The sequence below is a fragment of the Pseudomonas sp. NFX98 genome, from assembly GCF_047784845.1.
Lineage (GTDB): Bacteria > Pseudomonadota > Gammaproteobacteria > Pseudomonadales > Pseudomonadaceae > Aquipseudomonas.
In genome coordinates this window covers 97,052-121,510 of record NZ_JBLNNF010000017.1, presented here as the reverse complement: position 1 = coordinate 121,510, position 24,459 = coordinate 97,052, and the positions used below count along the sequence as shown (strand labels likewise).

Sequence of the window (24,459 nt, the reverse complement as noted above, 5' to 3'; positions counted from 1 at the left end):
CGGCCGGGGATTCTCGCCGAGAGACATGGCCGAGTAGAGAGGCGAAGTACAACTTAGGAAATGACCTACGCGAAAAGAAGACCAAATGGCTTGGATAGCCGAGGACGTAGGTCGTTTCGCGTGGAAAAAGAGAAACGCCGCACCAGGTCATCTGAAATTTCCGCAGCGCACGGTACATTTTCAGACAACCTGATGTGAGCGGGACTTACCTCAGGAAGACAGGTAAGACGAACGGGTCAGGCCCAGACGCAGGGCATCGAGGAACTGAGTGCGCTCGGCGGTACTGATGCGGGCATTGGCGCACTTGTCGCGGTAATGGGTCATCAGTTCTTCGGGCGACAAGTGCACGTAGCGCAGCATGTCTTCGATGGTGTCGTGGGTTTCGATACCGGCGTGGTACACGCTGCCATCGGCATTCTGGTAGATGTTCACCGAATCGGTGTCACCGAACAGGTTGTGCATGTCGCCGAGAATTTCCTGGTAGGCGCCCACCAGGAACACGCCCAACAGATAATCCTCACCTTCGTTCAACGCGTGTACCGGCAGGCTGGTTTCAATGCTCTGCTCGTCGACGTACTGGTTGATCTTACCGTCGGAGTCGCAGGTCAAATCCTGCAGCACGGCACGTCGCAGCGGCTCTTCGTCGAGACGGTGCAGCGGGATGATCGGCAGTACCTGATCGATGGCCCAGGTGTCCGGCAGGCTCTGGAATACCGAGAAGTTGCAGATGTACTTGTCGGCCAGCTTGTCGTTGAGTTCGTCCAGCACCTGACGGTGGGAACGCTGACGCGCCTTCAACGAGTTGTGCAGGCGACGGCACACGGCGAAATAGCATTGCTCGGCCAGGGCTTTTTCGGCCAGGGTCAGCTTGCCGTCGGCGTACTGGGCAGCGATATCGCTCATGTAGTGCGTGGCACGCCAGTAGGTTTCGGTGACCATTTCAATGTCGGTCGGACCCAGCAGGTCCACCAGCCACTGCACGGTTTCCGGCAGCGCTTCCTTGTTCTCGATCTGCGGCACGTCGTCGTTGTGTTTCTCGACGTCGGTCACCTGGATCACCAGCATGGCGTGATGCGCGGTCAGGGAGCGGCCGCTTTCGGAGAAGATGTTCGGGTGCGGCAGGCTCTGCGCGTCGCAGAATTCCTTGAGCATCCCGACCACGACACCGGCGTAATCGTCCATGTCGTAGTTGATGGAACTGGCGTTACGCGAGTGCGTACCGTCGTAGTCCACGCCCAAACCGCCGCCGACGTCGATGTGGTCCACCGGCAGGCCGAGGTTGCGCAATTCGCCGTAGTAACGGATCGCTTCCTTGAAGCCGTGCTGGTAGTCGGCCAGGTTGGCGATCTGCGAACCCATGTGGAAGTGCAGCAGGCGAATGCCCTGATCCAGGCCAGCGGCGCGGAAACGCTCGACCACCGACAGTAATTGCGCCGCCGACAGACCGAACTTGGATTTCTCGCCACCGGTGTCCGCCCACTTGGACGAGGCCAGGGACGACAGGCGCACACGCAGGCCCACCTGTGGCTTGACCTTCAACGAGGCCGCTTCTTCGATCACCAGGCCGACTTCGGATTCTTTCTCGATCACGATGAACACATTGTGGCCGAGCTTCTGGCCCATCAAGGCCAGGCGAATGAACTCGCGGTCCTTGTAGCCGTTGCAGACGATGGTGCCGCCCTTCGGCGCCAGCGCCAGCACCGCCAGCAGTTCTGGCTTGGAGCCGGCTTCCAGACCGATGGACACGTTCTGGGTGGCGATGATGTTCTCGATCACCGCTTCCTGCTGGTTCACCTTGATCGGGTACAGCGCGGTGTACTTGCTCTGGTATTCCAGACGCGCAATGTTGGCGTCGAACGCACCGGTCAGCTGACGCACGCGGTCTTGCAGAATGTCCGGGAAACGGACCAGCAACGGCAGCGACAGGCCGCTTTTGCGCAGCTGGTCGACTTGTTCGAACAAGTCGATAGGCGAACTGCTCGGACCGTTCGGACGAACTTCGACGCGACCGGCGTCATTGATCGCGAAATACCCGGCCCCCCAATGGCGAATCCCGTAAACACTGCGGCTGTCCGCAACTGTCCATTGGCTGCCATCGTCTTTGCGTGTGCGTCGTACGGACATCGAAGTCCCCTATAAAGAAGTCATAGTGCGTCGCCTGGATTCAGGCCGGCGCAGTCTAAAGAATGAAAATGACGGTTCGTCAACGAGGGGGTAGACCCCGCCGACGGCAGTGAGTTTAGAAACCGGTCATGAACAGGCTCTGTGAAAACCATGGTGACGACGCCGGGCCTGAACGCAATCAGAACCGGATCAAGCCGCAGGTGGGTTTCACAGAGGCTGCTAGCCGCCGGACTTCTTCGCTTTGAAACCGTGTTTGATCAGCTCAGCCAAGAGTAGCTCGACATGATCGCCCTGGATTTCAATGATCCCGTCTTTCAACGCCCCACCGGTGCCACAGCGTTTCTTCAACGTGGTCGCCAGTTCCTTGAGCGCGTCTTCAGCCAACGGCACGCCGGTGATGGTGGTCACCGTCTTGCCGCCACGGCCCTTGCTTTCGCGACGCACGCGAGCGATGCCGTCGCCGGCCGGGATAACGGTCTGTTTGCAGATACAGGCGTCCACCGGTTTACTGCAATCCGGGCAATGACGACCTGCGTCGGTGGAAAATACCAGGCCACCTAAGGCGGCGAAGGATGCGGCTTTTTTGGCCACCGGCAATCCTCTTGGGAGGACAAAGACTGGTCGCAGCACTTGGGCAAGGCTATCGACCGCGAAGCCCCACTCAGGCAGGGGCAGCGCTACTGAAACGGTACAACTCTTTTATGTAGGAGCTGACGAGTGCAACGAGGCTGCGATCTTTTGATTTTGAATCAAAAGCAAAGTCAAAAGATCGCAGCCTGCGGCAGCTCCTACAGGAAGCAATACCGGTTCAGCTTGAAAAGGTCGCGCAGTGTAACGGCAAAAACGCCGATTGCTAAGAGCCAATCGGCGCCAATTTATGCCTCTTTTGCGACGTCTTCGCCACGGGAACGAAGATAGCGCTTCAACGCAGCCAAAGAGTCCGGGCAGTAAGGCTTTTGCTCGATTTCCTGCATGACCTGATCAATGGGGATAAAGCGCGCTTCCAGCACCTCTTCCGGTTGCAGGATCAACGGGCCGTCCCACACCGCCGAAAACGCCGAACACCACAGGCGATTGCCGGTGTCCTCGAAGAAAAAGTGATCGTGGGCGGTCAATTCCACCCCGCTCACACCCAATTCCTCTTCCAGCTCCCGGGCCGCCGACTCGGCATAGGTTTCCGAGGCAAGCACCATGCCGCCCGCCGCCACGTCCCAATAACCGGGATAAATCGCCTTGCTCAACGTCCGCCGATGCACACACAGTTCGCCAGCGGAGTTGAATAGCATGATGTAGGTACCGCGCCCGATCAGCCCGCGCTCACGCAGTTCGGAACGAACCAGTGCGCCGAGCAGGTTGTCCTGCTCGTCGACCCAGGCGATCTGTTCAGCATCAGAGGCCGCACGGTGCGCAGCCTCTCTGGCGTTATCGACCATGACTCAGCCCTGATTGAGCAATTGACGCAAATCGATCACTGCCGCGTTGGCCCGGGAAATATAGTTGGCCATGACCAGCGAGTGGTTGGCCAACACGCCGAAGCCGCTGCCGTTGAGGATCATCGGGCTCCAGACCGGCTCTTGCGAGGCTTCCAGTTCACGAATGATCTGACGCACGCTGACCGTGGCGTTCTTCTTGGCCAGTACATCGGCAAAGTCGACTTCGATGGCGCGCAGCAAGTGCGACAAGGCCCAGGCCTGACCACGAGCCTCGTAGAACACGTTGTCGATTTGCAGCCACGGGGTTTCGACGATTTCTTCGTCAACCTGCGGCGCGACACCCGGTACCACGACCTCGGTCTTCAGCGCCGTGTTGAGCTTGACCCGGCCAACGCTGGCGGACAGTCGTTGCGACAGCGAACCCAGGCGCGTGCCGACGTCACCCAGCCAGTTGTTCAGGTTGTCGGCGCGGGCATAAAACAGCGCGCTCTTCTGGTTCGGGTCAGACAGGCGCGCCTGATAACGGCTCAGGGAGTTGATGCCTTCCTGGTATTCGGACTCACTGGACGGCAGCACCCAACTCTTGTTGTCGAAGTTGAAACGCGGCTCGGCCTTGGCCAGGTCGGCGTCTTCAGCGGACTGCGACTGCGAGCGGGCGAAGTCTTTACGCAGTGCACGGCTCAGATCACGCACCTGCACCAACACGCCATATTCCCAGCTCGGCATGTTGTCCATCCACAGGCCCGGCGGGAAACGGTCGTTGGAAATGTAACCGCCCTGCTTGGTCAGCAACGTGCCGGCAACGGTCTTGAGGGTTTCCACCGTGGTGTAGCCGACCACCATTTGCTTGCCTTCTTTCTCGGCAGCCATTTGCGCCGTCTGCTGCACCGGGAACAGCTCGGGCTCCTGGCTCCAGTACCAACCGAGAGCAATCGCCACCAACAGGTAGAGGCCGATCAACGTGACCAGCGCGCGGCTGAACAACAGGCCGCCCAGATAACTGCGGGTGGCCGATTTCGGCTCAGCGGCACGTTCAGGCGCGCTACCGGCGCGGTTCTTCCAGTCCAGCATGGCGATTTCCTTTCTATTACTTGGGTTCATCGGTTCGACCACAACCATACAACAACGTGCCTTGGCCCGGCACCCGACGTCGGGCTAATGAGGAAAATTATCCGCCCACAGCCCCTAAGGGAATCCCTTAGGCCCCTGCACACGAAATTGCGCTTCTATTTAAGCCGACAAAAATCGAAAGAGCCTGACAGACGAGATTCACTTTCACCCTTGGAAATGGTTGCATAAACAGCAGCAGAACCCTTGAAAGCCCCAGCTAACAGGCACTTCACGAGAATCAACATTCGATTACCGACTCATCAGTCAGAAACTGAATGCGTCCGCTTTGCAGATTATTGACGTACAGCTCTCATGTTATTGAAAAGAGGTGCTAGCATAGAGCCACCAGTCGACCTCAGCGTGCACCCTAACTAGTAGTCAGGATATGACCGAGCCAGAAGACCCCAGCCGCGAGCGCCTCAAGCACCACTTTGCCCAGCGGGTAATTCATCAGGCACGTCAGATACTTGAGATATGGCAGCGCCTGCAACGCAGCGAGTGGTCCACCACCGATTTGTCGGAACTGAGCGAGGCCAACCTGCGCCTGCTGCGTTTCGCCGAGCGCTTCGAACAGCCGGAACACACGCAACTGGCACGCCACATCGGCCAGTCGCTGGAGGCTGTTGACGCCAATCGCGGGCGCCTGAGCAGCGGTCTGATCACCGACCTCAACCGTTTGATGCAGCGCCTCTCGCGCACCGGTCTGCGGCATGGCGATCAGCTCGACCAAACGTTCCTGCCGCCGCTGCGCAAGCCGATCTACGTGATGTTGCAGGACCACGACCGCGCTGAACGCCTGGCCAAACAACTGGAATTCTTCGGGCTCAGCGCCCAGTCCCTCGACAGCGTGGCGGCGTTTCGTTCCTCGATGGTCGAGCGTCTGCCCGCAGCGATTGTCATGGACGTCGACTTCAGTGGCGCCGGCGTTGGCCTGAAACTGGCCGCCGAAGCCCAGGAAGGTCTCGATCATCGTTTACCGCTGCTGTTTTTCAGCCTGCACGAAACCGATACCCCGACCCGACTCGCTGCCGTGCGCGCCGGTGGCCAGGAGTTCCTCACCGGCACCCTGGAAGCGTCGAGCCTGCTGGAAAAAATCGAGGTCCTGACCTGCGTCGCCCAGTACGAACCTTATAAAGTGCTGATCATCGACGACTCCCGTGCCCAAGCCCTGCACACCGAGCGTCTGCTCAACAGTGCCGGGATCGTCACCCGCACGCTGATCGAACCGATCCAGGCCATGGCCGAACTGGCGGACTTCCAACCGGACCTGATCATCCTCGACATGTACATGCCGGCCTGCACCGGTACCGAACTGGCCAAGGTGATCCGCCACAACGACCGTTATGTCAGCGTGCCGATCATTTATCTGTCGGCCGAGGACGATCTGGACAAACAACTCGACGCCATGAGCGAGGGCGGCGATGACTTCCTGACCAAGCCGATCAAGCCGCGGCACCTGATCACCACCGTGCGCAACCGCGCGGCGCGGGCACGCAACCTCAAGGCGCGGATGGTCCGCGACAGCCTCACCGGTCTGTACAACCACACTCACATTCTGCAATTGCTCGAAGACTGCTCGTTCCGCGCGCGCCGCGAGAACAAGCCGCTGAGCTTTGCCATGCTCGACATCGACCACTTCAAACGGGTCAACGACAGCCACGGCCACCCCATGGGCGACCGGGTGATCAAGAGCCTCGCGCTGTTTCTCAAGCAGCGGTTGCGCAAGACCGACTTCATTGGCCGCTACGGCGGCGAAGAGTTCGCCATCGTCATGCCCGACACCGACCTCGAAGCGGCCTGGAACGTACTGGATGAAATCCGTCAGCGTTTTGCCGAAATCCACTACCCTGCCCAGCCGCAGGATCTGTGGTGCACCTTCAGCGCCGGGGTGGTCGAGTTGTGCGAAAACTCAGACAGCCTGTCGATGGCCAGTCAGGCTGACGAGGCGCTGTACCGGGCAAAAGGCGCCGGACGCAACCGCGTGCAGGCCGCGCAGACGTCAAAGCAAAGTGCCACTTTTTCATCTCAATCGACCCCTTCCGTCATAACCCTGTAACAGAAACGCAATAACTTCAGGCACTTACCATTCTGCCGTTGGTAGTCCTGCGATGCGCCTGAAGCTGCTCACCAATCTCAACACCGTCCTTTTAGTCGCCGTGTGCGTCGCCCTTGGCGCCACGCTTTGGTGGTCGCAAAAAGCCCTCGAACGCCCCTATCTATTAATGGAGCGTTACCTGGGTTTGTCCCAGCAGTTCCAGAATGAAGTGGCGCGCAATGTCGAGGACTACCTCGGCAGCGGCGATGCCCTGCGCTTGAGCAGCGCCAGCCAGGCCATCGACCACCTGCAAAAGGAACTCGGGGAGCTGCCACCGGCGCTGGCTGAAACCTTGCGCCCAAGCCTGTCGAACCTCGACGAATTCAGCAAAACCGACTTGCTCGCCGCCGGCAAACTCGCGGGCGACCCGCAGGCCCTGTTGCTGCAAGCCGAGCGCGAACTGGGCGCCAGCCTTGACCAACTCAGCCAGTACGCCAAAGGCAACGCGGCCTACCTGACACCGCTACTCGCCGCATCCCAGCATCTCGGCAAACTGTCGCTGGCCCGGGACAAACTGGTCAGCAGCGGTCGCAGCGAGCTGGCCGCCGATGTCGAGCGCGAAGTCAGCAACATCCGCACCCAAGCCGAGCAAATCGATGCCTTGCCGCTGCTTGGCGTGGCAGCCAGCAGCGAATCGAACACCGATGATTTCGCCGCGATGATGGGCCTGGAGAACACCGAAAAAGCCGTCGCCGAAGATGCCGGCGTCGGCTTCAAGCGCGAACTCAACAGTTTGCTCAACCGTTACCCGGCAGAACTGGCGCGCACCCGTGACCAGATCCAGAAACGCGCCGACCTCAGCACCGCGACCCACCTGAAAATCGCCGACGTGCAGCAAGCCATCGCCGGCCTGGAGCCGGTGGTGCGCGCCCAGCACGGGCAGATCCAGGGCGAGGTGCGACTGATGCAAGGGCTGATGATCGGCCTGATTCTGCTGATCGCGCTGCTGATCGATACCTTGCAACGCAAACTCGCCCGCACCCTGACCAACCTCGCCCCCGCCCTTTCGACCTGGGCCGAAGGTGACTTCAGCCAGGATATCCAGCTGGGCAAGACCAACCGCGAACTGCATGACATCCAAGCGTCGCTCAATCGCTTGCGCGCCTATCTGGTGGCCCTGGTGGGGACCATTCGCCTCAACGCCGAACAAGTCGCCGGCAGCAGCCGCACCCTGGCCGAGTTGAGCAATGAACTGCACAGCGGCGCCGAGCATCAGGCCGGTGACACAGCGCTGATCCGCGATTCCCTCGGCGAACTGGAAGCGACCATCCAGCAAGTCGCCGGCGATGCCAGCCAGGCCGCCGACGCCAGTCGTCATGCGGGGCTGGCGGTGGAGCAAGGGCAGAAAGTCATCGGCCTGAGCCTGACCGGCCTGCATGCGCTGGTAGAAGAAGTACAGGGCAACGCGCAGATGATCGAACATCTGGCCGAAGAATCCGCGACCATCGGCGGCGTGCTGACGGTGATCCGCTCGATTGCCGACCAGACCAACCTGCTGGCCCTGAACGCCGCCATTGAAGCGGCGCGTGCCGGGGAAATGGGTCGCGGTTTTGCCGTGGTGGCCGAAGAAGTGCGCTCGCTGGCGCAACGCACCGCCGGCGCCACGGCCGAAATCCAGACCTTGATCGCCGGCCTGCAAACCGCCGCACGGCAATCGGTCGAAGGCATGCGCGCCCAGGTCGAACATGCCGAAGCCACGGCCAACCAGGCCCAGGCGGCCGACGGCGCGCTGGATAAAATCGTCGGGGCGATCCAGACCATTTCCGACACCGCCGTCCGCATCGCCGATGTCACCGCCCAGCAGAGCGGCGCCGTCAGTGAGATTCGCGATCACAGTGAACGGATTCATCAATTGGGTGGGGATAACCTGCTGCGCATTGGTGAAGGGCGTGAGCAGGGAGAAAACCTGCTGGTATTGGGTGGGCAGTTGTACACCGCCGTTCAAGCCTTCCGCGTCTGACAGATAGCCCCCTGTAGGAGCTGCCGCAGGCGGCGATCTTTTGACTTTGATTTTTTAAGATCAAGATCAAAAGATCGCAGCCTGCGGCAGCTCCTACAGAGGGCGGCGACAGCGTGCGCTCTCAGCTATCATGCCGGCATCATTGATACGCGAGATTGTCATGCGCCGTTTGCTTTGCCTGCTGTTTCTGATCCTCGCCCTGCCGGCCTCCGCCAGCGGTTTGCTGGAGAGTCGCCCCAGTTCGACCCTGGGTTCGATCAACAACAGCGTCGACTTCCTGCCGGTGCGCGAAGCGTTTCAATTGAACCTGGTAGAAAGTACCCCGCAATCGATCAAACTGCGCTTCGTCGCCACCGAGGGCTATTACCTCTACCGACATCGCTTTCAGTTTCGCGCTGAACCAGCCGAGGTCGTGCTTGGCGCGGCGCAATTGCCCGACGGGCAAAAAAAGCACGATGAGTACTTCGGCGATGTCGAGGTCTACCACGGCATTCTCGATGTAGAACTGCCGCGCACCGATCAGCGCGCCTTCACCCTGGCCGTGACTTATCAGGGCTGCGCCGACAAAGGTCTGTGTTATCCGCCGGAAACCGAGCGCCTGAGCATCGACGGCAGCGGCAGTCCTGCAACGACTCATGACTGGAGCTGGCGCGAACTGGCACTGTTCTTCCTCGCCGGCCTCGGCCTGACCTTTACCCCGTGCGTGCTGCCGATGCTGCCGATCCTTTCCGGCGTGGTGTTGCGCGGTCAGGTCGGTGGCTGGCGCGGTTTCAACCTGTCGCTCGCCTATGTGCTGCCAATGGCAATCTGCTTCGCCTTGCTTGGCGCGTTGATGGGGATGTTCGGCGCGCAGCTGAATCTTCAGGCGCGGCTGCAATCGGCCTGGGTACTGGTGCCGTTCGCGATGTTTTTTGCCGTGTTCGCTTTGGCGATGTTCGGCGTGTTTGAACTCAAGTTGCCGCAAGCCATCAGCACTCGACTGGACCGCATTGCCGGTCGCACCGAAGGTGGCTCGCTATGGGGCGCGGCGGTGCTGGGCGTGGTTTCCAGCCTGTTGGTTTCGCCCTGCGTTTCAGCACCATTGGCCGGCGCGTTGCTGTACATCAGCGCCAGCGGCGATGCCTTGGGCGGCGGTTTGAAACTGTTCATGCTCGGCCTCGGCATGGGCGCGCCGTTGTTGTTGGTCGCGACCGGTGGCGCGGCGTGGCTGCCGAAAAGCGGACCGTGGCTGGTCTACGTGAAAAACGCGATTGGCGTGCTGCTGCTGGGGCTGGCGATCGGCTTGCTCAGCCGGGTGTTGCCGGGCCAAGTCACCTTGCTGTTGATCGGATTGCTGACCGCTGGCGTCGGTTTGTTCATGGGTGCCCTGGAGTTCGTCTACAAACCGCCGAGAAAACGCCTGGGCCAACTGTTCGGAATGTTCCTGCTGTTTTATGCGCTGGCCTGTTGGTATGGCGGGTTCAGCGGGCAGAGCGATCCGTTTAATCCGATCGGCCAGTCGCGCACAGTCGTCAGTACCGAAGCCGCACCCGAGACCAGCGCCTGGCAAACCGTCAGCACCCCGGCAGATCTCGACCGTGTGCTCGCCCAAGCCAGCTCGTCCGGCACCCCGCTGCTGCTGGACTGGTACGCCGACTGGTGCATCAGTTGCAAAGTCATCGAGCACGAAGTGCTGAATGACACTACCGTTGTCGAACGCCTCAAGGGCTACCGTCTGGTTCGCTTCGACATCACCGAGAGCAACGCCGAACAACGCGCATTGCTTGACCGCTACAAACTGTTCGGCCCTCCAGCGCTGATGTTTTTCGGCAAGGACGGCGTCGAACGCGCCGATGTGAGGGTGATTGGCGAGATCAATGCGATGGACTTCGCCGAACGTGTTGCGAAAGCAAATGACCGGATTTAATCACTCGGTCATATATTTCGCGCAAACATCGGCCATCGTGCTGGCTATTGCATAGAACTGGACAGTCACAAAGGCTTTGCGGCATAGTCGCCGGGTTCTGACAATTGCACACGGATAACAAAGGAACAGCCGATGGCGACGCTACTCGTCCTGCACGGACCCAACCTGAACTTGCTCGGCACCCGCGAACCGGGCACCTACGGCGCCACGACACTGGCGCAGATCAACCAGGACCTGGAACGCCGCGCCCGTGAAGGCGGCCACCATTTGCTGCACCTGCAAAGCAACGCCGAGTACGAATTGATTGACCGAATCCACGCCGCTCGCAGCGAAGGCGTTGACTTCATTTTGATCAACCCAGCAGCTTTTACACATACAAGTGTCGCATTACGTGACGCGCTGCTGGCGGTGAGCATCCCATTCATCGAAGTGCATTTGTCCAACGTGCACAAACGCGAACCTTTCCGCCATCACTCTTACTTCTCCGACGTAGCGGTGGGAGTGATCTGCGGCCTTGGCGCCAGCGGTTACCGACTGGCCCTGGAGGCCGCGCTAGAACAGCTTGAAACACAGGCAACGACTTGAACTACAAGCGTTAAACGCCCCTGACCGACCCTTGGGAGTTGATGATTCATGGATATCCGTAAAGTTAAGAAACTGATCGAATTGCTGGAAGAGTCCGGCATCGACGAGCTCGAGATCAAGGAAGGCGAAGAGTCCGTACGCATCAGCCGTCATAGCAAGACCCCGGCTCAGCAGTACTACGCACCGGCTCCAATGCCTGCTCCGGCTGCCGCGCCTGTCGCTGCCGCCGCTCCGGCTGCCGCTGCACCAGCCGCTCCTGCTGCGCCAGTGTTGAACGGCACCGTTGCCCGTTCGCCGATGGTCGGTACGTTCTATCGCAAGTCTTCGCCAACCTCGCCGTCCTTCGTTGAAGTCGGCCAGACCGTGAAGAAAGGCGACACCCTGTGCATCGTTGAAGCCATGAAGATGATGAACCACATCGAAGCTGAAACCAGCGGTGTGATCGAATCCATCCTCGTTGAAGACGGCCAGCCGGTTGAGTACGACCAACCGCTGTTCACCATCGTTTGAACCGCGGAGAGCCTTTGATGACTGCGAAGTTGGAAAAAGTTCTGATCGCCAACCGCGGTGAGATCGCCCTGCGGATCCTGCGCGCTTGCAAAGAGATGGGCATCAAGACCGTCGCCGTTTACTCCAAGGCTGACAAGGAACTGATGCACCTGGGTCTGGCAGACGAGTCCGTCTGCATCGGCCCGGCATCGGCCGCCCACTCCTACCTGCACATTCCGGCAATCATCGCCGCAGCCGAAGTGACTGGCGCCACCGCCATTCACCCGGGCTACGGTTTCCTTGCGGAAAACGCCGACTTCGCCGAGCAGGTCGAGAACTCCGGCTTCGCCTTCATCGGTCCGAAAGCTGAAACCATCCGCCTGATGGGCGACAAGGTTTCGGCCAAGCACGCGATGATCGCCGCTGGCGTACCGACTGTTCCGGGTTCTGACGGCCCGCTGCCGGAAGACGAAGAAACCGCTCTGCGCATTGGTCGCGAAGTGGGTTATCCGGTGATCATCAAAGCCGCTGGCGGCGGTGGTGGTCGCGGCATGCGCGTTGTGCATAAAGAAGAAGACCTGATCTCCTTCGCCAAACTGACCCGCACCGAAGCAGGCGCGGCGTTCGGCAACCCGATGGTCTATCTGGAAAAATTCCTGACCAACCCACGTCACGTGGAAGTCCAGGTTCTTTCCGACGGTCAGGGCCATGCCATCCATCTGGGCGACCGCGATTGCTCGCTGCAACGCCGTCACCAGAAAGTTCTCGAAGAAGCGCCGGCACCGGGCATCGACGAGAAAGCTCGCCAGGAAGTTTTCGCTCGCTGCGTCAAGGCGTGCATCGACATCGGTTACCGTGGCGCAGGTACTTTCGAGTTTCTGTACGAAAACGGTCGCTTCTACTTCATCGAGATGAACACTCGTGTCCAGGTAGAGCACCCGGTTTCGGAAATGGTCACCGGTATCGACATCGTCAAGGAGATGCTCAGCATCGCCGCCGGCAACAAGCTGTCGTTCACCCAGGATGACGTGGTCATCCGCGGTCACGCGCTGGAATGCCGGATCAACGCCGAAGACCCGAAAACGTTCATGCCGAGCCCAGGCACGGTCAAGCACTTCCACGCTCCAGGCGGCAACGGCGTTCGCGTCGATTCGCATCTGTACAGTGGTTATGCCGTTCCGCCGAACTACGATTCGTTGATCGGCAAGCTGATCACCTACGGCGCAACCCGCGACGAAGCCATGGCGCGCATGCGCAATGCGCTGGACGAGATCGTGGTTGACGGGATCAAGACCAACATCCCGCTGCACCGCGACCTGACCCGCGACGAAGGCTTCTGCAAAGGGGGCGTGAACATTCACTACCTCGAGCACAAGCTGGCTGCCGAGAAGCACTAAACTTCGACCCGATCAACAAAGCCGCCTTCGGGCGGCTTTGTTGTTTAAGATCAAAAGATCGCAGCCTGCGGCAGCTCCTACATTGGAATGCGTTCCCCTGTAGATACAAGGAGCTGCCGCAGGCTGCGATCTTTTGATCTTCGGCCATGGTCGTCTTCTGAGCCCCGCTCGCGTAAACTTGCGCGCTTCTCGCAGCCCGCTAGGCTGCAATCAATATTTTTCAAAGGTGCCCGCCATGCCTTGGCTGCAAGTCCGTCTCGCCATCAGCCCAGAACAAGCCGAAACCTACGAAGACGCTTTCCTTGAAGTGGGCGCCGTATCGGTGACCTTCATGGACGCCGAAGATCAGCCGATCTTCGAGCCGGAACTCAATACCACGCCGCTGTGGTCGCACACGCACCTGCTGGCTCTGTTCGAAGGTGGCACCGAGCCCGGCCCGGTGCTGGCCCATCTGGAACTGCTGACCGGCAGCCCGCTGCCCGAACATCACAGCGAAGTGATCGAAGACCAGGACTGGGAACGCAGCTGGATGGACGGCTTCCAGCCGATGCGTTTCGGCCAGCGCCTGTGGATCGTGCCGAGCTGGCACGCGGCGCCGGAGCCTGATGCGGTAAACCTGCTGCTCGATCCGGGCCTGGCATTCGGCACCGGCACTCACCCGACCACCGCGCTGTGCCTGGAATGGCTCGACGGTCAGGACCTGAAAGACTGCAACGTTTTGGACTTCGGCTGCGGCTCAGGAATTCTGGCGATTGCCGCCCTGCTGCTGGGCGCGAAGGAAGCCGTCGGCACCGACATCGACGTACAGGCGCTGGAAGCCTCCCGCGACAACGCCGGGCGCAACCATATTGCTGACGAACTCTTCCCTCTGTACCTGCCGGAAGATCTGCCGCAGGTTCAGGCCGACGTGCTGGTCGCCAACATTCTCGCCGGCCCGCTGGTATCCCTGGCGCCGCAACTGTCCGGCCTGGTCAAGTCCGGCGGGCGTCTGGCGCTGTCGGGCATCCTTGCCGAGCAAGGCGACGACGTCGCTGCCGCCTACGCCAAGGACTTCGATCTGGACCCGATCGCCAATCGCGATGGCTGGGTGCGCATCACAGGCCGTCGGCGCTAGAATGAACGCCTGCATAAACCGGATCGCCGCATGACCGACAGCTTCGTCACCCAGTGCCCGCATTGCCAAACCAGCTTCCGCGTAAGCCATGCTCAGTTGAGCGTGGCACGTGGTGTCGTTCGCTGTGGCTCATGCCTGCAGGTGTTCAACGCTGCCAAGCAATTGCTTGAGCAGGCCGGCAAAGAGCCGGTCGTGCCGGCCGCTCCGACTGTCGTCGAAACACCGCCAGCCGCGGAACCCCGGGCCATCAGCCAAAAGCAATGGTCCGCCGCCGAACTGGATCTGGACAGTCTCGACCTCGACGAAGAACTCGCCCGCCTCGAACAGCGGGAAATCCAGCCGACCACCGAATTCGGCCGGCCTCGTGAAGACAGCCTCAGCGCACGCCGCGACAGCGTCGAAAATGACGAGGAACCCTGGACCACCGACAGCCTGTTCAGCGAATCGGCCGCCGACCGCGCGCAAGCGGTCGACGATCTTGATGACCTCGAACCACTCGACACGCCTGACACTGAGGAACCGCTGAAGGAGACGGGCATACTCGCCCGCACCGAACCGTCGCTGTCACTGGAGCCCGTAGAGCTGGACGACGAACTGCAGCCGCCGCAGCTTCGCCTGCACGATCCGCTCGATGCACCGCTTCATCACGAACGCCTGTCGGCAACGACAACTGAAGAAATCGACGACGAACTGCCCTCGGTCGAGCCGCTGCGAAAACGCCGTGAGCGCGGCGAACCGGGGGTTCGTGCCGAAGTCTTGCAAGACCTGACCGATGACCCACTGCAACTGGACTGGCAAAAACGCCGCTCGCCGTGGGGTCGCCGTTTCTTCTGGTTATTGATGATCCTGCTCGGCGCCGGCGCACTCGTCGGCCAGTACGTCGCCTACCACTTCGACGAACTGGCGCGCCAGGACCAGTACCGTCCGTGGTTTCAGCAACTGTGCCCGCAAATCGGTTGCACCGTGCCTTCCAAGGTCGACATTGCGAAGATCAAAAGCAGCAATCTGGTCGTCCGCAGCCACCCGGAGTTCAGCGGCGCACTGGTGGTCGACGCGATCATCTACAACCGCGCGACCTTCTCCCAGCCTTTCCCGTTGCTGGAATTGCGTTTTGCCGACCTTAACGGCCACCTGATCGCCAGTCGTCGCTTCAAACCCGGCGAGTACCTCAACGGCGACCTCGAAGGCATGGTGGAAATGCCTCCGCAAACGCCGATTCACATCGCGCTGGACATTCTCGACCCCGGCGCCAAAGCAGTGAACTACAGCCTGAGCTTCCACTCGCCCGAGTGAAACGATTCACTGCCCCCCGATTGACGACAGCTTTCTGACTACGCCCGCCCGGACCAAACCGCTGGCGATAACAGAATAACTGTTCAGATTTTGTTCAATTCGACCTTTATCCAGTCATCGAGAGCGGGTATCATGCCAACCCTTTTTCGAACTCTAATGATCCGGCCCCACAACAGGGAAGTCCTATGTCGGCGGTACGCATCGGTCCATATACATTACACAACGGCTTGATTCTCGCCCCGATGGCGGGCGTCACCGACCAACCCTTTCGTCAGTTGTGCAAGCGATTGGGTGCGGGACTAGTAGTCTCGGAAATGGTCACCAGCGACATGAGTTTGTGGAACACCCGCAAGTCGCGGATGCGCATGATCCACGAAGGTGATCCCGAGCCACGCTCGGTACAGATCGCCGGTGGCGACGCGCAGATGCTGGCGGATGCGGCCCGGGCCAACGTCGAACTGGGCGCACAGATTATTGATATCAACATGGGCTGTCCGGCGAAGAAGGTCTGCAACAAGGCCGCCGGTTCCGCACTGTTGAAAGATGAAGCATTGGTCACCGAGATCCTGCAGGCCGTCGTGGCGGCGGTTGATGTGCCGGTTACCTTGAAGATCCGCACCGGTTGGGACCGGGACAACAAGAATGGCCTGACGGTGGCGAAGATCGCCGAGCAGGCAGGCATTACGGCGTTGGCGGTCCATGGCCGCACCCGTGCTGATCTGTACACCGGTGAAGCCGAGTACGACACCATTGCCGCGATCAAGCAGGCGGTGTCGATGCCGGTTTTCGCCAACGGCGATATCGATTCGCCGGAAAAGGCCCGCTACGTGCTTGACGCGACCGGTGCCGATGGCCTGTTGATTGGCCGGGCTGCCCAGGGGCGGCCATGGATTTTTCGCGAGATCGACCATTTCCTGCGTACCGGCGAGAAGCTCCCGGCGCTGGAACTGGTCGAGGTGGAACGCATCCTGCTAGAGCATCTGGCTGCGCTGCACGCCTTCTATGGAGACGTGATGGGCGTACGCATTGCTCGAAAGCATGTGGGCTGGTATCTCGCAACCCTGCCGGGCGCCAGGGAGTTTCGCGCCCACTTCAATCGTTTGGATGGTACGGAAACACAATGCGCCAACGTTCGGGAGTTTTTCGCCGAGCGTTACAAGAGCCTGACAGGGGACGGAGAGTGGGTGGCCGCATGACGATGATGACCGAGACTTTAGTGAGTGGAACAACACCCGTGAGCGACAACGTGAATTTGAAACAGCACCTCAATACCCCAAGCGAAGAAGGTCAGACCCTTCGCGGGAGTGTCGAGAAAGCGCTGCACAATTATTTCGCCCACCTTGAGGGCGCTGCCGTCACGGATGTGTACAACCTGGTGCTCTCCGAAGTCGAGGCTCCCCTGCTCGAATGCGTGATGAACTACGTCAAGGGCAACCAGACCAAGGCCAGCGAGATGCTCGGACTCAACCGGGGCACGCTGCGCAAGAAACTCAAGCAGTACGATTTGCTGTAAGCATTCAATCAAACCAGAAAGGCGCCCGCGTAAAACCGGTCGCCTTTTTTGCTGACTTCCTTTGCTTTTGATGGAAATTGAGATGACCGACCAGACTACCCGCCTGCCGATCCGCCGCGCCTTGATCAGCGTTTCCGACAAGACCGGGATCCTCGAATTCGCCAAAGAGCTTGAAGCCTTGGGCGTCGAGATCCTCTCCACCGGCGGAACGTTCAAGCTGCTGCAGGACAACGGCGTTGCCGCAGTGGAAGTCGCTGATTACACCGGTTTTGCCGAAATGATGGACGGCCGGGTAAAAACCTTGCACCCGAAAATCCACGGCGGGATCCTCGGTCGTCGCGGTACCGACGACGCCATCATGAACGAGCACGGCATCAAGCCGATCGACCTGGTAGCGGTCAACCTGTACCCGTTCGAAGCCACTATCAACAAGCCAGGCTGCGACCTGCCGACCGCGATCGAGAACATCGACATCGGCGGCCCGACCATGGTCCGTTCCGCGGCCAAGAACCACAAAGACGTGGCCATCGTGGTTAACGCCGGCGATTACGCCAGCGTCCTGGAAAACCTCAAGGCCGGTGGCCTGACCTACGCCCAGCGTTTCGACCTGATGCTCAAGGCGTTCGAACACACCGCCGCCTACGACGGCATGATCGCCAACTACATGGGCACCGTGAACCAGACTGCCGAGACACTCTCGACCTCCGGCCGCAGCGAATTCCCGCGCACCTTCAACAGCCAGTTCATCAAGGCCCAGGAAATGCGCTACGGCGAGAACCCGCACCAGAGCGCGGCGTTCTACGTGGAAGCCAAGCCTGCCGAAGTCGGCATCGCCACCGCGACCCAACTGCAAGGCAAGGAACTGTCGTACAACAACGTGGCCGACACCGACGCCGCGCTGGAATGCGTGAAGAGCTTCGTCAAGCCAGCCTGCGTGATCGTCAAGCACGCCAACCCGTGCGGCGTGGCCGTCAGCCCGGACGCTGAAGGCGGTATCCGCAAGGCCTACGACCTGGCCTATGCCACCGACACCGAATCCGCTTTCGGCGGCATCATAGCCTTCAACCGCGAACTGGACGCCGAGACTGCCAAGGCCATCGTCGAGCGTCAGTTCGTCGAAGTGATCATCGCTCCATCCGTCAGCGAAGAAGCCCGCGCCATCGTCGCCGCCAAAGCCAACGTACGCCTGCTGGCCTGCGGCGAGTGGTCGGCTGACCGCGCCGCTGCCTGGGACTACAAGCGCGTCAACGGTGGCCTGCTGGTGCAGAGCCGCGACATCGGCATGATCGGCGCCGATGACCTGAAAGTCGTGACCAAACGCGCACCGACCGAACAGGAAATCCACGACCTGATCTTCGCCTGGAAAGTCGCCAAGTACGTCAAGTCCAACGCCATCGTCTACGCCAAGAATCGCCAGACCATCGGTGTCGGCGCGGGTCAGATGAGCCGCGTGAACTCCGCGCGTATTGCTGCGATCAAGGCAGAGCATGCTGGCCTGCAGGTAGCCGGTTCGGTGATGGCTTCCGACGCCTTCTTCCCGTTCCGCGATGGTCTGGACAATGCGGCCAAGGTCGGTATCACTGCGGTGATCCAGCCAGGCGGTTCGATGCGAGATGCGGAAGTGATTGCTGCTGCCGATGAAGCCGGCATCGCCATGGTCTTCACCGGCATGCGCCACTTCCGTCACTGATACAACGCTCCTCTTGTAAGAGCTACGTAGGAGCTGCCGGAGGCTGCGATCTTTTGACTTTGATTCAAAAAATCAAAAGATCGCAGCCTCGTTTCACTCGACAGCTCCTACACAGCTCCTACAGGGGTTTTGAAGCGCCCCACGGATTTTTGAGGTTTTTGAAATGAATGTTTTGATCATTGGCAGCGGTGGCCGTGAACACGCCCTGGCCTGGAAAGTGGCTCAGGATCCGCGTGTACAGAAGGTATTCGTCGCTCCAGGCAACGCTGGTACCGCCATCGAAGCCAAGTGCGAGAACGTCGCCATCGACGTATTGGCCCTTGAGCAACTGGCGGACTTTGCCGAGAAAAACGTTTCCCTGACCATCGTTGGCCCTGAAGTGCCACTGGTTGCCGGCGTCGTTGACCTGTTCCGCTCCCGTGGCCTGGACTGCTTCGGTCCGACCGCTGGCGCCGCTCAGCTGGAAGGTTCGAAAGCCTTCACCAAGGACTTCCTGGCTCGCCACAAGATTCCGACCGCCGACTACCAGAACTTCACCGAGATCGAGCCGGCCCTGGCTTACCTGCGTGAAAAAGGTGCGCCGATCGTGATCAAGGCCGATGGCCTGGCTGCCGGTAAAGGCGTGATCGTTGCCATGACCCTGGCCGAAGCCGAAGACGCCGTGCGTGACATGCTGGCGGGCAATGCCTTTGGCGATGCCGGTTCGCGCGTGGTGATCGAAGAATTCCTGGACGGCGAAGAAGCCAGTTTCATTGTCATGGTCGACGGCAAGAACGTGTTGCCGATGGCCACCAGCCAAGACCACAAACGCGTCGGCGACGGCGACACCGGTCCGAACACCGGCGGCATGGGTGCTTACTCCCCTGCTCCAGTTGTGACCAGCGAAGTGCACAAGCGCGTCATGGACCTGGTGATCTGGCCGACGGTTCGCGGCATGGCCGAGGAAGGGAACGTCTACACTGGCTTCCTTTACGCGGGCCTGATGATCGACAAGGCTGGTAACCCAAAAGTTATCGAATTTAACTGCCGTTTCGGCGACCCTGAAACCCAACCGGTCATGCTGCGTTTGCAGTCGAGCCTGGTGCTGCTGGTAGAAGCGGCGCTGGCACAGGCGCTGGACAAGGTCGAGGCACAATGGGATCCACGTCCGAGCGTCGGCATCGTGCTGGCTGCGGGCGGCTACCCTGGTGACTACGCCAAAGGCGCGGCCATCAACGGCCTGGATGCAGCGGCGGCACTGGAAGGCAAAGTTTTCCACGCCGGTACTGCTCTTGAAGACGGTCAGGTTGTTACGGCCGGTGGTCGTGTGCTTTGCGCCACTGCCATGGGCGCCAGCGTCGATGCTGCACAGCAGCAGGCTTACAAGCTGGCGGCCAGTATTGATTGGGAAGGCTGTTTCTATCGCAAGGACATTGGCTACCGCGCCATTGCCCGCGAGCGTGGCGAAAATCAGGAATAAGCTTCCATTCAGCCGGGCAAGGGCTTCATGCCCTTGCCTGACTATTCCGGCGCCGCGCATAGTTATATTCTGGCATTAACCTACGAAGGGATTTCGCCGTGCGCTGGCTCAGGATTGCCATAGGTTTCACCGTCACTCTGCTGACCCTGCTCTGCATGCTCCCGGCTCAGGCCGGACAAGGCAGTGGCCTAGCGGTATTGCTCGACGAACAGGGTGACCTGCAGCTGAGCGACGTCCGCTCCGCGCGCTATACCAACCAATTCAGTCCTATCGATCTCGAACGCATCACGGCCGCCGAGCCCGACGGTGCGCTCTGGCTACGCTTTCGTCTTGCGCCGGGCAAGCATGAGCAATTGCTGAGAGTATTCGCACCCGACCTGCTGCAACTCAATATGTACGTGCTGGACGGCGACAAGCTGATCGAGCAATCGAGCACCGGCCACAAACAGCCCCAGGCTGACCGGCCACTGCCCAGCAGCGACTTCATGCTGCCGTTGCCGCAAGTCGACAAACCTCTCGACGTTTACCTGCGACTGGTCTCCGAACACCAGTTGCGACCTTTCATCACCCTGCAATCGGCGGTGGTAGCCGCGGCCAGCCAGAACCAGACGTTGATCTACGGCCTGCTGCTGGGCTGCATCGGCATGCTGATCCTGCACAACCTCATTCGTTACGCCTATACCCGGTCACGCAGCAGTGTCTGGCTCGCCATCTGCGAAGGTTTGCTGATGCTCAGCGTGGTGCTGTTGCTGAATCTGGCAGGGCCCTGGCTGCCGAACTGGCAGGCCCTGCAGACACCCGGCGCCTACCTCGCCTTGTTACTGACTGCACCCGCCGGCCTGATGTTCGCCTATCGTTTCTTCGCCCCACTCGGCCCACACCCTCTGAACAAGCTGATGTTGGGCGAGATCCTGTTCATCACGATCTGCGGCCTGTTGCTGCTGTTCGTCAACACATTGCCGCTGAACATCATCACCTACGGCCTGGTCGCCCTTGCGGGCCTGACCATGCTGTTCGTCAGCGCCTGTCACTGGCAGAAGGGCTATCGCCCGGCGCGGCTGTTCGTGGCGGCGATGGTGGTGTTCAACCTCGGCACGCTGATCATCCTGCCCGCCCTGCTGGGGCTGACCCTGATCGAACCCCATGGCCTGATCACCACCCTGCTCGCGTTCATTTGCATCAGCGGCTTGCTGATGAGCATCGCCTTGAGCGAGCGTCAGCGGCGCATCACCGAAGATCGCTTCAGCATCAGCCGCGACCTGGCGGCCAGCAACGCCGAGATCAACGCCAAGGCCGAGTTCCTGGCGAAGATCAGCCATGAGATCCGCACGCCGATGAATGGCGTTCTGGGCATGACCGAGCTGTTGCTGGGTACGCCACTCTCGGTCAAGCAGCGTGACTATGTGCAGACTATCCATAGCGCCGGCAACGAGTTGCTGACGCTGATCAACGAAATTCTCGACATCTCCAAACTCGAATCCGGGCAAATCGAACTCGACGACGTGCAGTTCGATCTCAATGCGCTGATCGAGGACTGCCTGAGTATCTTCCGCGCCAAGGCCGAACAGCAGAATGTCGAGCTGATCAGCTTCATCCAGCCGCAAGTGCCACGGGTCATCAGCGGTGACCCGACCCGCTTGCGCCAGACCCTGTTGAGCCTGCTGGAAAACGCCCTTAAGAAAACCGATGAAGGCGAAATCCTGATCGTCGTCGCCCTTGATGAGCGCAGCGCCAAACCGCGCCTGCGCATCGCCGTGCAGGACAGCGGCGAACCGATGGACGCCGAAGAGCGCGATGCGCTGATGCACGCCGAACTGCACAGCAAGCACTTCCTGTCGGCCAATCGTCTGGGCGGAAATCTGGGGCTGGTGATCGCCCGTCAGCTGATTCGCTTGATGCAAGGCGAATTCGGCATCAAGAGTGGCAGCAACCAGGGCAGCACCTTGTGGCTGACCTTGCCGCTGGACCCGGATCGGCTCGAACACCCGACCTCCGACCTCGATGGCCCGCTGCAAGGTGCGCGGGTATTGGTGGTGGATGACAACGACACCTGTCGCAAGGTCCTGGTGCAGCAGTGCAGCGCCTGGGGCCTCAACGTCAGTGCCGTTGCGTCCGGCAAGGAAGCCCTGGCGCTGCTGCGCACCAAGGCGCACTTGCGCGACTACTTCGATGTTGTCCTGCTGGACCAGAACATGCCCGGCATGACCGGCATGCAACTGGCGGCCAAGATCAAGGAAGACCCGAGCCTGAACCACGACATCCTGCTGATCATGCTCACCGGCATCAGCAATGCGCCGAGCAAGATCATTGCGCGTAACTCGGGGATCAAACGCATCCTCGCCAAACCGGTAGCCGGCTACACCCTCAAGACCACGCTGGCCGATGAACTGACCCAGCGCAACAAGGGTCTCGCCGTCATGCAGCAACCCACGTCCGGCCCGACGCTGCCGGTCAAGGTGCCCAGCGATTTCCGTATTCTGGTGGCCGAAGACAACAGCATCTCGACCAAGGTTATCCGCGGCATGCTGGGCAAGCTAAACCTGCAACCGGATACCGCCAGCAATGGCGAGGAAGCCTTGCAGGCAATGAAGGCCCAGCGCTACGACCTGGTGCTGATGGACTGTGAAATGCCGATCCTCGACGGCTTCTCGGCCACCCAGCAATTGCGCGCCTGGGAAGTCGGCAACCAACGGACTCGTACTCCCGTGGTGGCGTTGACCGCACACATCCTCGCCGAACATAAAGAGCGCGCACGTCAGGCCGGCATGGATGGGCACATGGCCAAACCGGTCGAGCTCTCGCAGTTGCGCGAGCTGATCGAGCACTGGGTTGCCCAGCGTGATCTGCAGAACCGGACAGCCTCGACAACCTGAGTTCCGGCATTCAAGAACGTCACTCTCAGATTTCCAGCCCCCGAAGGTACTTCATCGACTGCGACAAGACCGCTTTTTTCACCTTCTCCCGAAACTGGGCGTAGTAAAGCGTATTAAATGTAATCACCGACATTTGTTCGGTACTGCTGTGCACAAGGTCTTCATGCTCAATGAACAGGAATCGGGATATGCTTCTGCGAATCTGGAACTGCCGATGATAGATTCCCATCTCGACCCGGTTCGGGTCTTTCAATGCACAGGGAATTATCTGAAAGCAACCTGCATTCTGCGAAAGACTCGTCGATTCGAATAGATCGAGCGCCAACGAATCGCGCTCCAATGCTGCCAACGCACGAGTCACGGGGCTGGAAAACCGCTCGCCGAGACGCGATGAAATACCTTGCGACGCCTGCTCACCCATAGAGTCGCCCGGCCTGAGTGATAACCTCTCTGGCGCCGGCACATCCCACCCGACGTACTTGAGCAAGTTGCGATAGTAGGCAAACCAGTCACCCGATAAGCCATCGTTGAAAGCTGCGCGGGTGGCTCGTTGTGCGTACATCGTGCTCAGATAAATGTCTTCTCTGTGTGAGTCAGGCAGATCGCCCGCAAATGCAATGACACTGCCGCCCACCACTGCCGCACCTTTCGGTATGACGTCATTCATGGTCCAGCTCCCCATGAGCCAAAACGGTAGAAATATCGACGGCCTTGGCGAGGCTCACCACGTTATCACTCAACCTGTCCCTGACTTTCAGGGCAATCGCATTTCGATACAACTCATATAAGGTTTCGGAAAGCGTCGCACGAAAGTAACGCGCCGACACAGGACCATCCACATCCTCGGCCCGAAAGTGTTGCGTCCATGGGTTTCCCTCCAGCGCTTTCCGTGTCTTGAACTCCAGACAAAGGCAAGTCATCGAAGGCGGGTTCTGCGCAAGAATTACAAGTAGCCGCACAGCCTTCAGCGAGGCAGGATCAAGCATTTCATCGCCAACTGACGCCGGCTGTGCTTTGCTGCGCAGCATGTTCAGTTCGGGCGAAGAGCAGGGTAACCTTGCAATCCACTCCAACGACTCGGCCAGGGCTCGAACTTCTCCTTCGTCACTATTGGCCATCGCCATGGCAGCCCATTCGACTGGCGCTGCGAGCTGATTTTTTTCAAGTGAAATGTCGTGTCTCACTTTAAAGTTACGTACCCAGAAATCACCGAGTACGCCCAAATACTCTGTCGACCAGTTTGTTGCGGAGTTCTTAATGACCCGCTTATTCGCGACCAACTGTGCAAACAAAATCGAATTCATCAGATCTTTCTCTTTTGCCCCCCCATAACCAGTCGACACAAGAACAATCGCAGCCCCATTAACAAATACCGAACATTCCTTGCTCATATTGCTTCCTCAATGACAAAAAGGGTA

The 24,459-nt window shown here is 59.9% G+C and carries 19 protein-coding genes; 13 read left to right on the top strand and 6 right to left on the bottom strand.

Features of this window, described 5'->3' with window-relative positions:
* Positions 1-210 precede the first annotated feature (210 nt).
* The 4 genes from speA to ACM110_RS22090 form a co-directional block, all read right to left on the bottom strand.
* A complete protein-coding gene (gene speA / locus ACM110_RS22105) occupies positions 211-2,124 on the bottom strand; it encodes an arginine decarboxylase (RefSeq protein WP_416129440.1) in 1,914 nt (637 codons plus the stop codon).
* Between the two features lie 219 nt (positions 2,125-2,343).
* Positions 2,344-2,715 (bottom strand): translation initiation factor Sui1, encoded by a 372-nt coding sequence (locus tag ACM110_RS22100; RefSeq protein WP_063341676.1) that lies wholly within the window; start codon positions 2,713-2,715, stop codon positions 2,344-2,346.
* A 284-nt stretch (positions 2,716-2,999) separates the two neighbouring features.
* The gene (locus ACM110_RS22095) at positions 3,000-3,557 is read right to left on the bottom strand and encodes an NUDIX hydrolase (RefSeq protein WP_416129439.1); all 558 of its coding nucleotides are present in this window, start codon (positions 3,555-3,557) and stop codon (positions 3,000-3,002) included.
* A 3-nt stretch (positions 3,558-3,560) separates the two neighbouring features.
* The gene (locus tag ACM110_RS22090) at positions 3,561-4,628 is read right to left on the bottom strand and encodes a DUF2333 family protein (protein WP_416129438.1); all 1,068 of its coding nucleotides are present in this window, start codon (positions 4,626-4,628) and stop codon (positions 3,561-3,563) included.
* 424 nt (positions 4,629-5,052) lie between these two features.
* On the opposite strand from ACM110_RS22090, the gene gcbA reads away from it, so the two are divergent.
* From gcbA to ACM110_RS22025, 13 genes are all read left to right on the top strand, one after another.
* Positions 5,053-6,723, top strand: a complete 1,671-nt coding sequence (gcbA, locus tag ACM110_RS22085; protein ID WP_416129437.1) for a diguanylate cyclase GcbA — start codon at positions 5,053-5,055, stop codon at positions 6,721-6,723.
* A gap of 52 nt (positions 6,724-6,775) precedes the next feature.
* The gene (locus tag ACM110_RS22080; RefSeq protein WP_416129436.1) at positions 6,776-8,722 is read left to right on the top strand and encodes a methyl-accepting chemotaxis protein; all 1,947 of its coding nucleotides are present in this window, start codon (positions 6,776-6,778) and stop codon (positions 8,720-8,722) included.
* A 160-nt stretch (positions 8,723-8,882) separates the two neighbouring features.
* Positions 8,883-10,628 (top strand): protein-disulfide reductase DsbD, encoded by a 1,746-nt coding sequence (locus ACM110_RS22075; RefSeq protein WP_416129435.1) that lies wholly within the window; start codon positions 8,883-8,885, stop codon positions 10,626-10,628.
* 132 nt (positions 10,629-10,760) lie between these two features.
* Positions 10,761-11,213: a type II 3-dehydroquinate dehydratase gene (aroQ, locus tag ACM110_RS22070; RefSeq protein ID WP_338584511.1), complete on the top strand. Its 453-nt coding sequence runs from the start codon at positions 10,761-10,763 to the stop codon at positions 11,211-11,213.
* A 48-nt stretch (positions 11,214-11,261) separates the two neighbouring features.
* A complete protein-coding gene (gene accB / locus ACM110_RS22065; protein WP_416129434.1) occupies positions 11,262-11,723 on the top strand; it encodes an acetyl-CoA carboxylase biotin carboxyl carrier protein in 462 nt (153 codons plus the stop codon).
* A gap of 17 nt (positions 11,724-11,740) precedes the next feature.
* Entirely contained in the window at positions 11,741-13,099 is a 1,359-nt protein-coding gene (gene accC / locus ACM110_RS22060; protein WP_338584509.1) for an acetyl-CoA carboxylase biotin carboxylase subunit, read from the top strand.
* Between the two features lie 235 nt (positions 13,100-13,334).
* Positions 13,335-14,213 (top strand): 50S ribosomal protein L11 methyltransferase, encoded by an 879-nt coding sequence (gene prmA, locus ACM110_RS22055; RefSeq protein WP_416129433.1) that lies wholly within the window; start codon positions 13,335-13,337, stop codon positions 14,211-14,213.
* A 30-nt stretch (positions 14,214-14,243) separates the two neighbouring features.
* Positions 14,244-15,506: a DUF3426 domain-containing protein gene (locus ACM110_RS22050; RefSeq protein ID WP_416129432.1), complete on the top strand. Its 1,263-nt coding sequence runs from the start codon at positions 14,244-14,246 to the stop codon at positions 15,504-15,506.
* A gap of 185 nt (positions 15,507-15,691) precedes the next feature.
* A complete protein-coding gene (dusB, locus tag ACM110_RS22045; protein WP_338584506.1) occupies positions 15,692-16,702 on the top strand; it encodes a tRNA dihydrouridine synthase DusB in 1,011 nt (336 codons plus the stop codon).
* The gene (gene fis / locus ACM110_RS22040; protein ID WP_015093301.1) at positions 16,699-17,019 is read left to right on the top strand and encodes a DNA-binding transcriptional regulator Fis; all 321 of its coding nucleotides are present in this window, start codon (positions 16,699-16,701) and stop codon (positions 17,017-17,019) included. Before dusB ends, fis begins: the two co-directional genes overlap by 4 nt.
* Before the next feature lie 82 nt (positions 17,020-17,101).
* On the top strand, positions 17,102-18,709 hold the full coding sequence (purH, locus tag ACM110_RS22035; protein WP_416129431.1) for a bifunctional phosphoribosylaminoimidazolecarboxamide formyltransferase/IMP cyclohydrolase: 1,608 nt from the start codon (positions 17,102-17,104) through the stop codon (positions 18,707-18,709).
* Positions 18,710-18,872: 163 nt separating this feature from the next.
* Positions 18,873-20,168, top strand: coding sequence for a phosphoribosylamine--glycine ligase (gene purD, locus ACM110_RS22030; RefSeq protein ID WP_416129430.1), 1,296 nt, complete (start codon positions 18,873-18,875; stop codon positions 20,166-20,168).
* Positions 20,169-20,266: 98 nt separating this feature from the next.
* On the top strand, positions 20,267-23,041 hold the full coding sequence (locus tag ACM110_RS22025; RefSeq protein WP_416129429.1) for a response regulator: 2,775 nt from the start codon (positions 20,267-20,269) through the stop codon (positions 23,039-23,041).
* 25 nt (positions 23,042-23,066) lie between these two features.
* Here the strand turns inward: ACM110_RS22025 and ACM110_RS22020 are convergent, their stop codons facing one another.
* A complete protein-coding gene (locus ACM110_RS22020; protein WP_416129428.1) occupies positions 23,067-23,708 on the bottom strand; it encodes a hypothetical protein in 642 nt (213 codons plus the stop codon).
* A complete protein-coding gene (locus ACM110_RS22015) occupies positions 23,701-24,432 on the bottom strand; it encodes a hypothetical protein (RefSeq protein WP_416129427.1) in 732 nt (243 codons plus the stop codon). The genes ACM110_RS22020 and ACM110_RS22015 overlap by 8 nt, the downstream gene beginning before the upstream one ends.
* Positions 24,433-24,459: the final 27 nt, after the last annotated feature.

Excerpts from the sequence above, each read along its gene's own strand:
- speA (WP_416129440.1), bottom strand. The coding sequence starts at position 2,124 with ATGTCCGTACGACGCACACGCAAAGACGATGGCAGCCAATGGACAGTT.
- ACM110_RS22095 (WP_416129439.1), bottom strand. The coding sequence starts at position 3,557 with ATGGTCGATAACGCCAGAGAGGCTGCGCACCGTGCGGCCTCTGATGCT.
- ACM110_RS22090 (WP_416129438.1), bottom strand. The coding sequence starts at position 4,628 with ATGCTGGACTGGAAGAACCGCGCCGGTAGCGCGCCTGAACGTGCCGCT.
- gcbA (WP_416129437.1), top strand. The coding sequence starts at position 5,053 with ATGACCGAGCCAGAAGACCCCAGCCGCGAGCGCCTCAAGCACCACTTT.
- ACM110_RS22080 (WP_416129436.1), top strand. The coding sequence starts at position 6,776 with ATGCGCCTGAAGCTGCTCACCAATCTCAACACCGTCCTTTTAGTCGCC.
- ACM110_RS22075 (WP_416129435.1), top strand. The coding sequence starts at position 8,883 with ATGCGCCGTTTGCTTTGCCTGCTGTTTCTGATCCTCGCCCTGCCGGCC.
- aroQ (WP_338584511.1), top strand. The coding sequence starts at position 10,761 with ATGGCGACGCTACTCGTCCTGCACGGACCCAACCTGAACTTGCTCGGC.
- accB (WP_416129434.1), top strand. The coding sequence starts at position 11,262 with ATGGATATCCGTAAAGTTAAGAAACTGATCGAATTGCTGGAAGAGTCC.
- accC (WP_338584509.1), top strand. The coding sequence starts at position 11,741 with ATGACTGCGAAGTTGGAAAAAGTTCTGATCGCCAACCGCGGTGAGATC.
- prmA (WP_416129433.1), top strand. The coding sequence starts at position 13,335 with ATGCCTTGGCTGCAAGTCCGTCTCGCCATCAGCCCAGAACAAGCCGAA.
- ACM110_RS22050 (WP_416129432.1), top strand. The coding sequence starts at position 14,244 with ATGACCGACAGCTTCGTCACCCAGTGCCCGCATTGCCAAACCAGCTTC.
- dusB (WP_338584506.1), top strand. The coding sequence starts at position 15,692 with ATGTCGGCGGTACGCATCGGTCCATATACATTACACAACGGCTTGATT.
- fis (WP_015093301.1), top strand. The coding sequence starts at position 16,699 with ATGACGATGATGACCGAGACTTTAGTGAGTGGAACAACACCCGTGAGC.
- purH (WP_416129431.1), top strand. The coding sequence starts at position 17,102 with ATGACCGACCAGACTACCCGCCTGCCGATCCGCCGCGCCTTGATCAGC.
- purD (WP_416129430.1), top strand. The coding sequence starts at position 18,873 with ATGAATGTTTTGATCATTGGCAGCGGTGGCCGTGAACACGCCCTGGCC.
- ACM110_RS22020 (WP_416129428.1), bottom strand. The coding sequence starts at position 23,708 with ATGAATGACGTCATACCGAAAGGTGCGGCAGTGGTGGGCGGCAGTGTC.
- ACM110_RS22015 (WP_416129427.1), bottom strand. The coding sequence starts at position 24,432 with ATGAGCAAGGAATGTTCGGTATTTGTTAATGGGGCTGCGATTGTTCTT.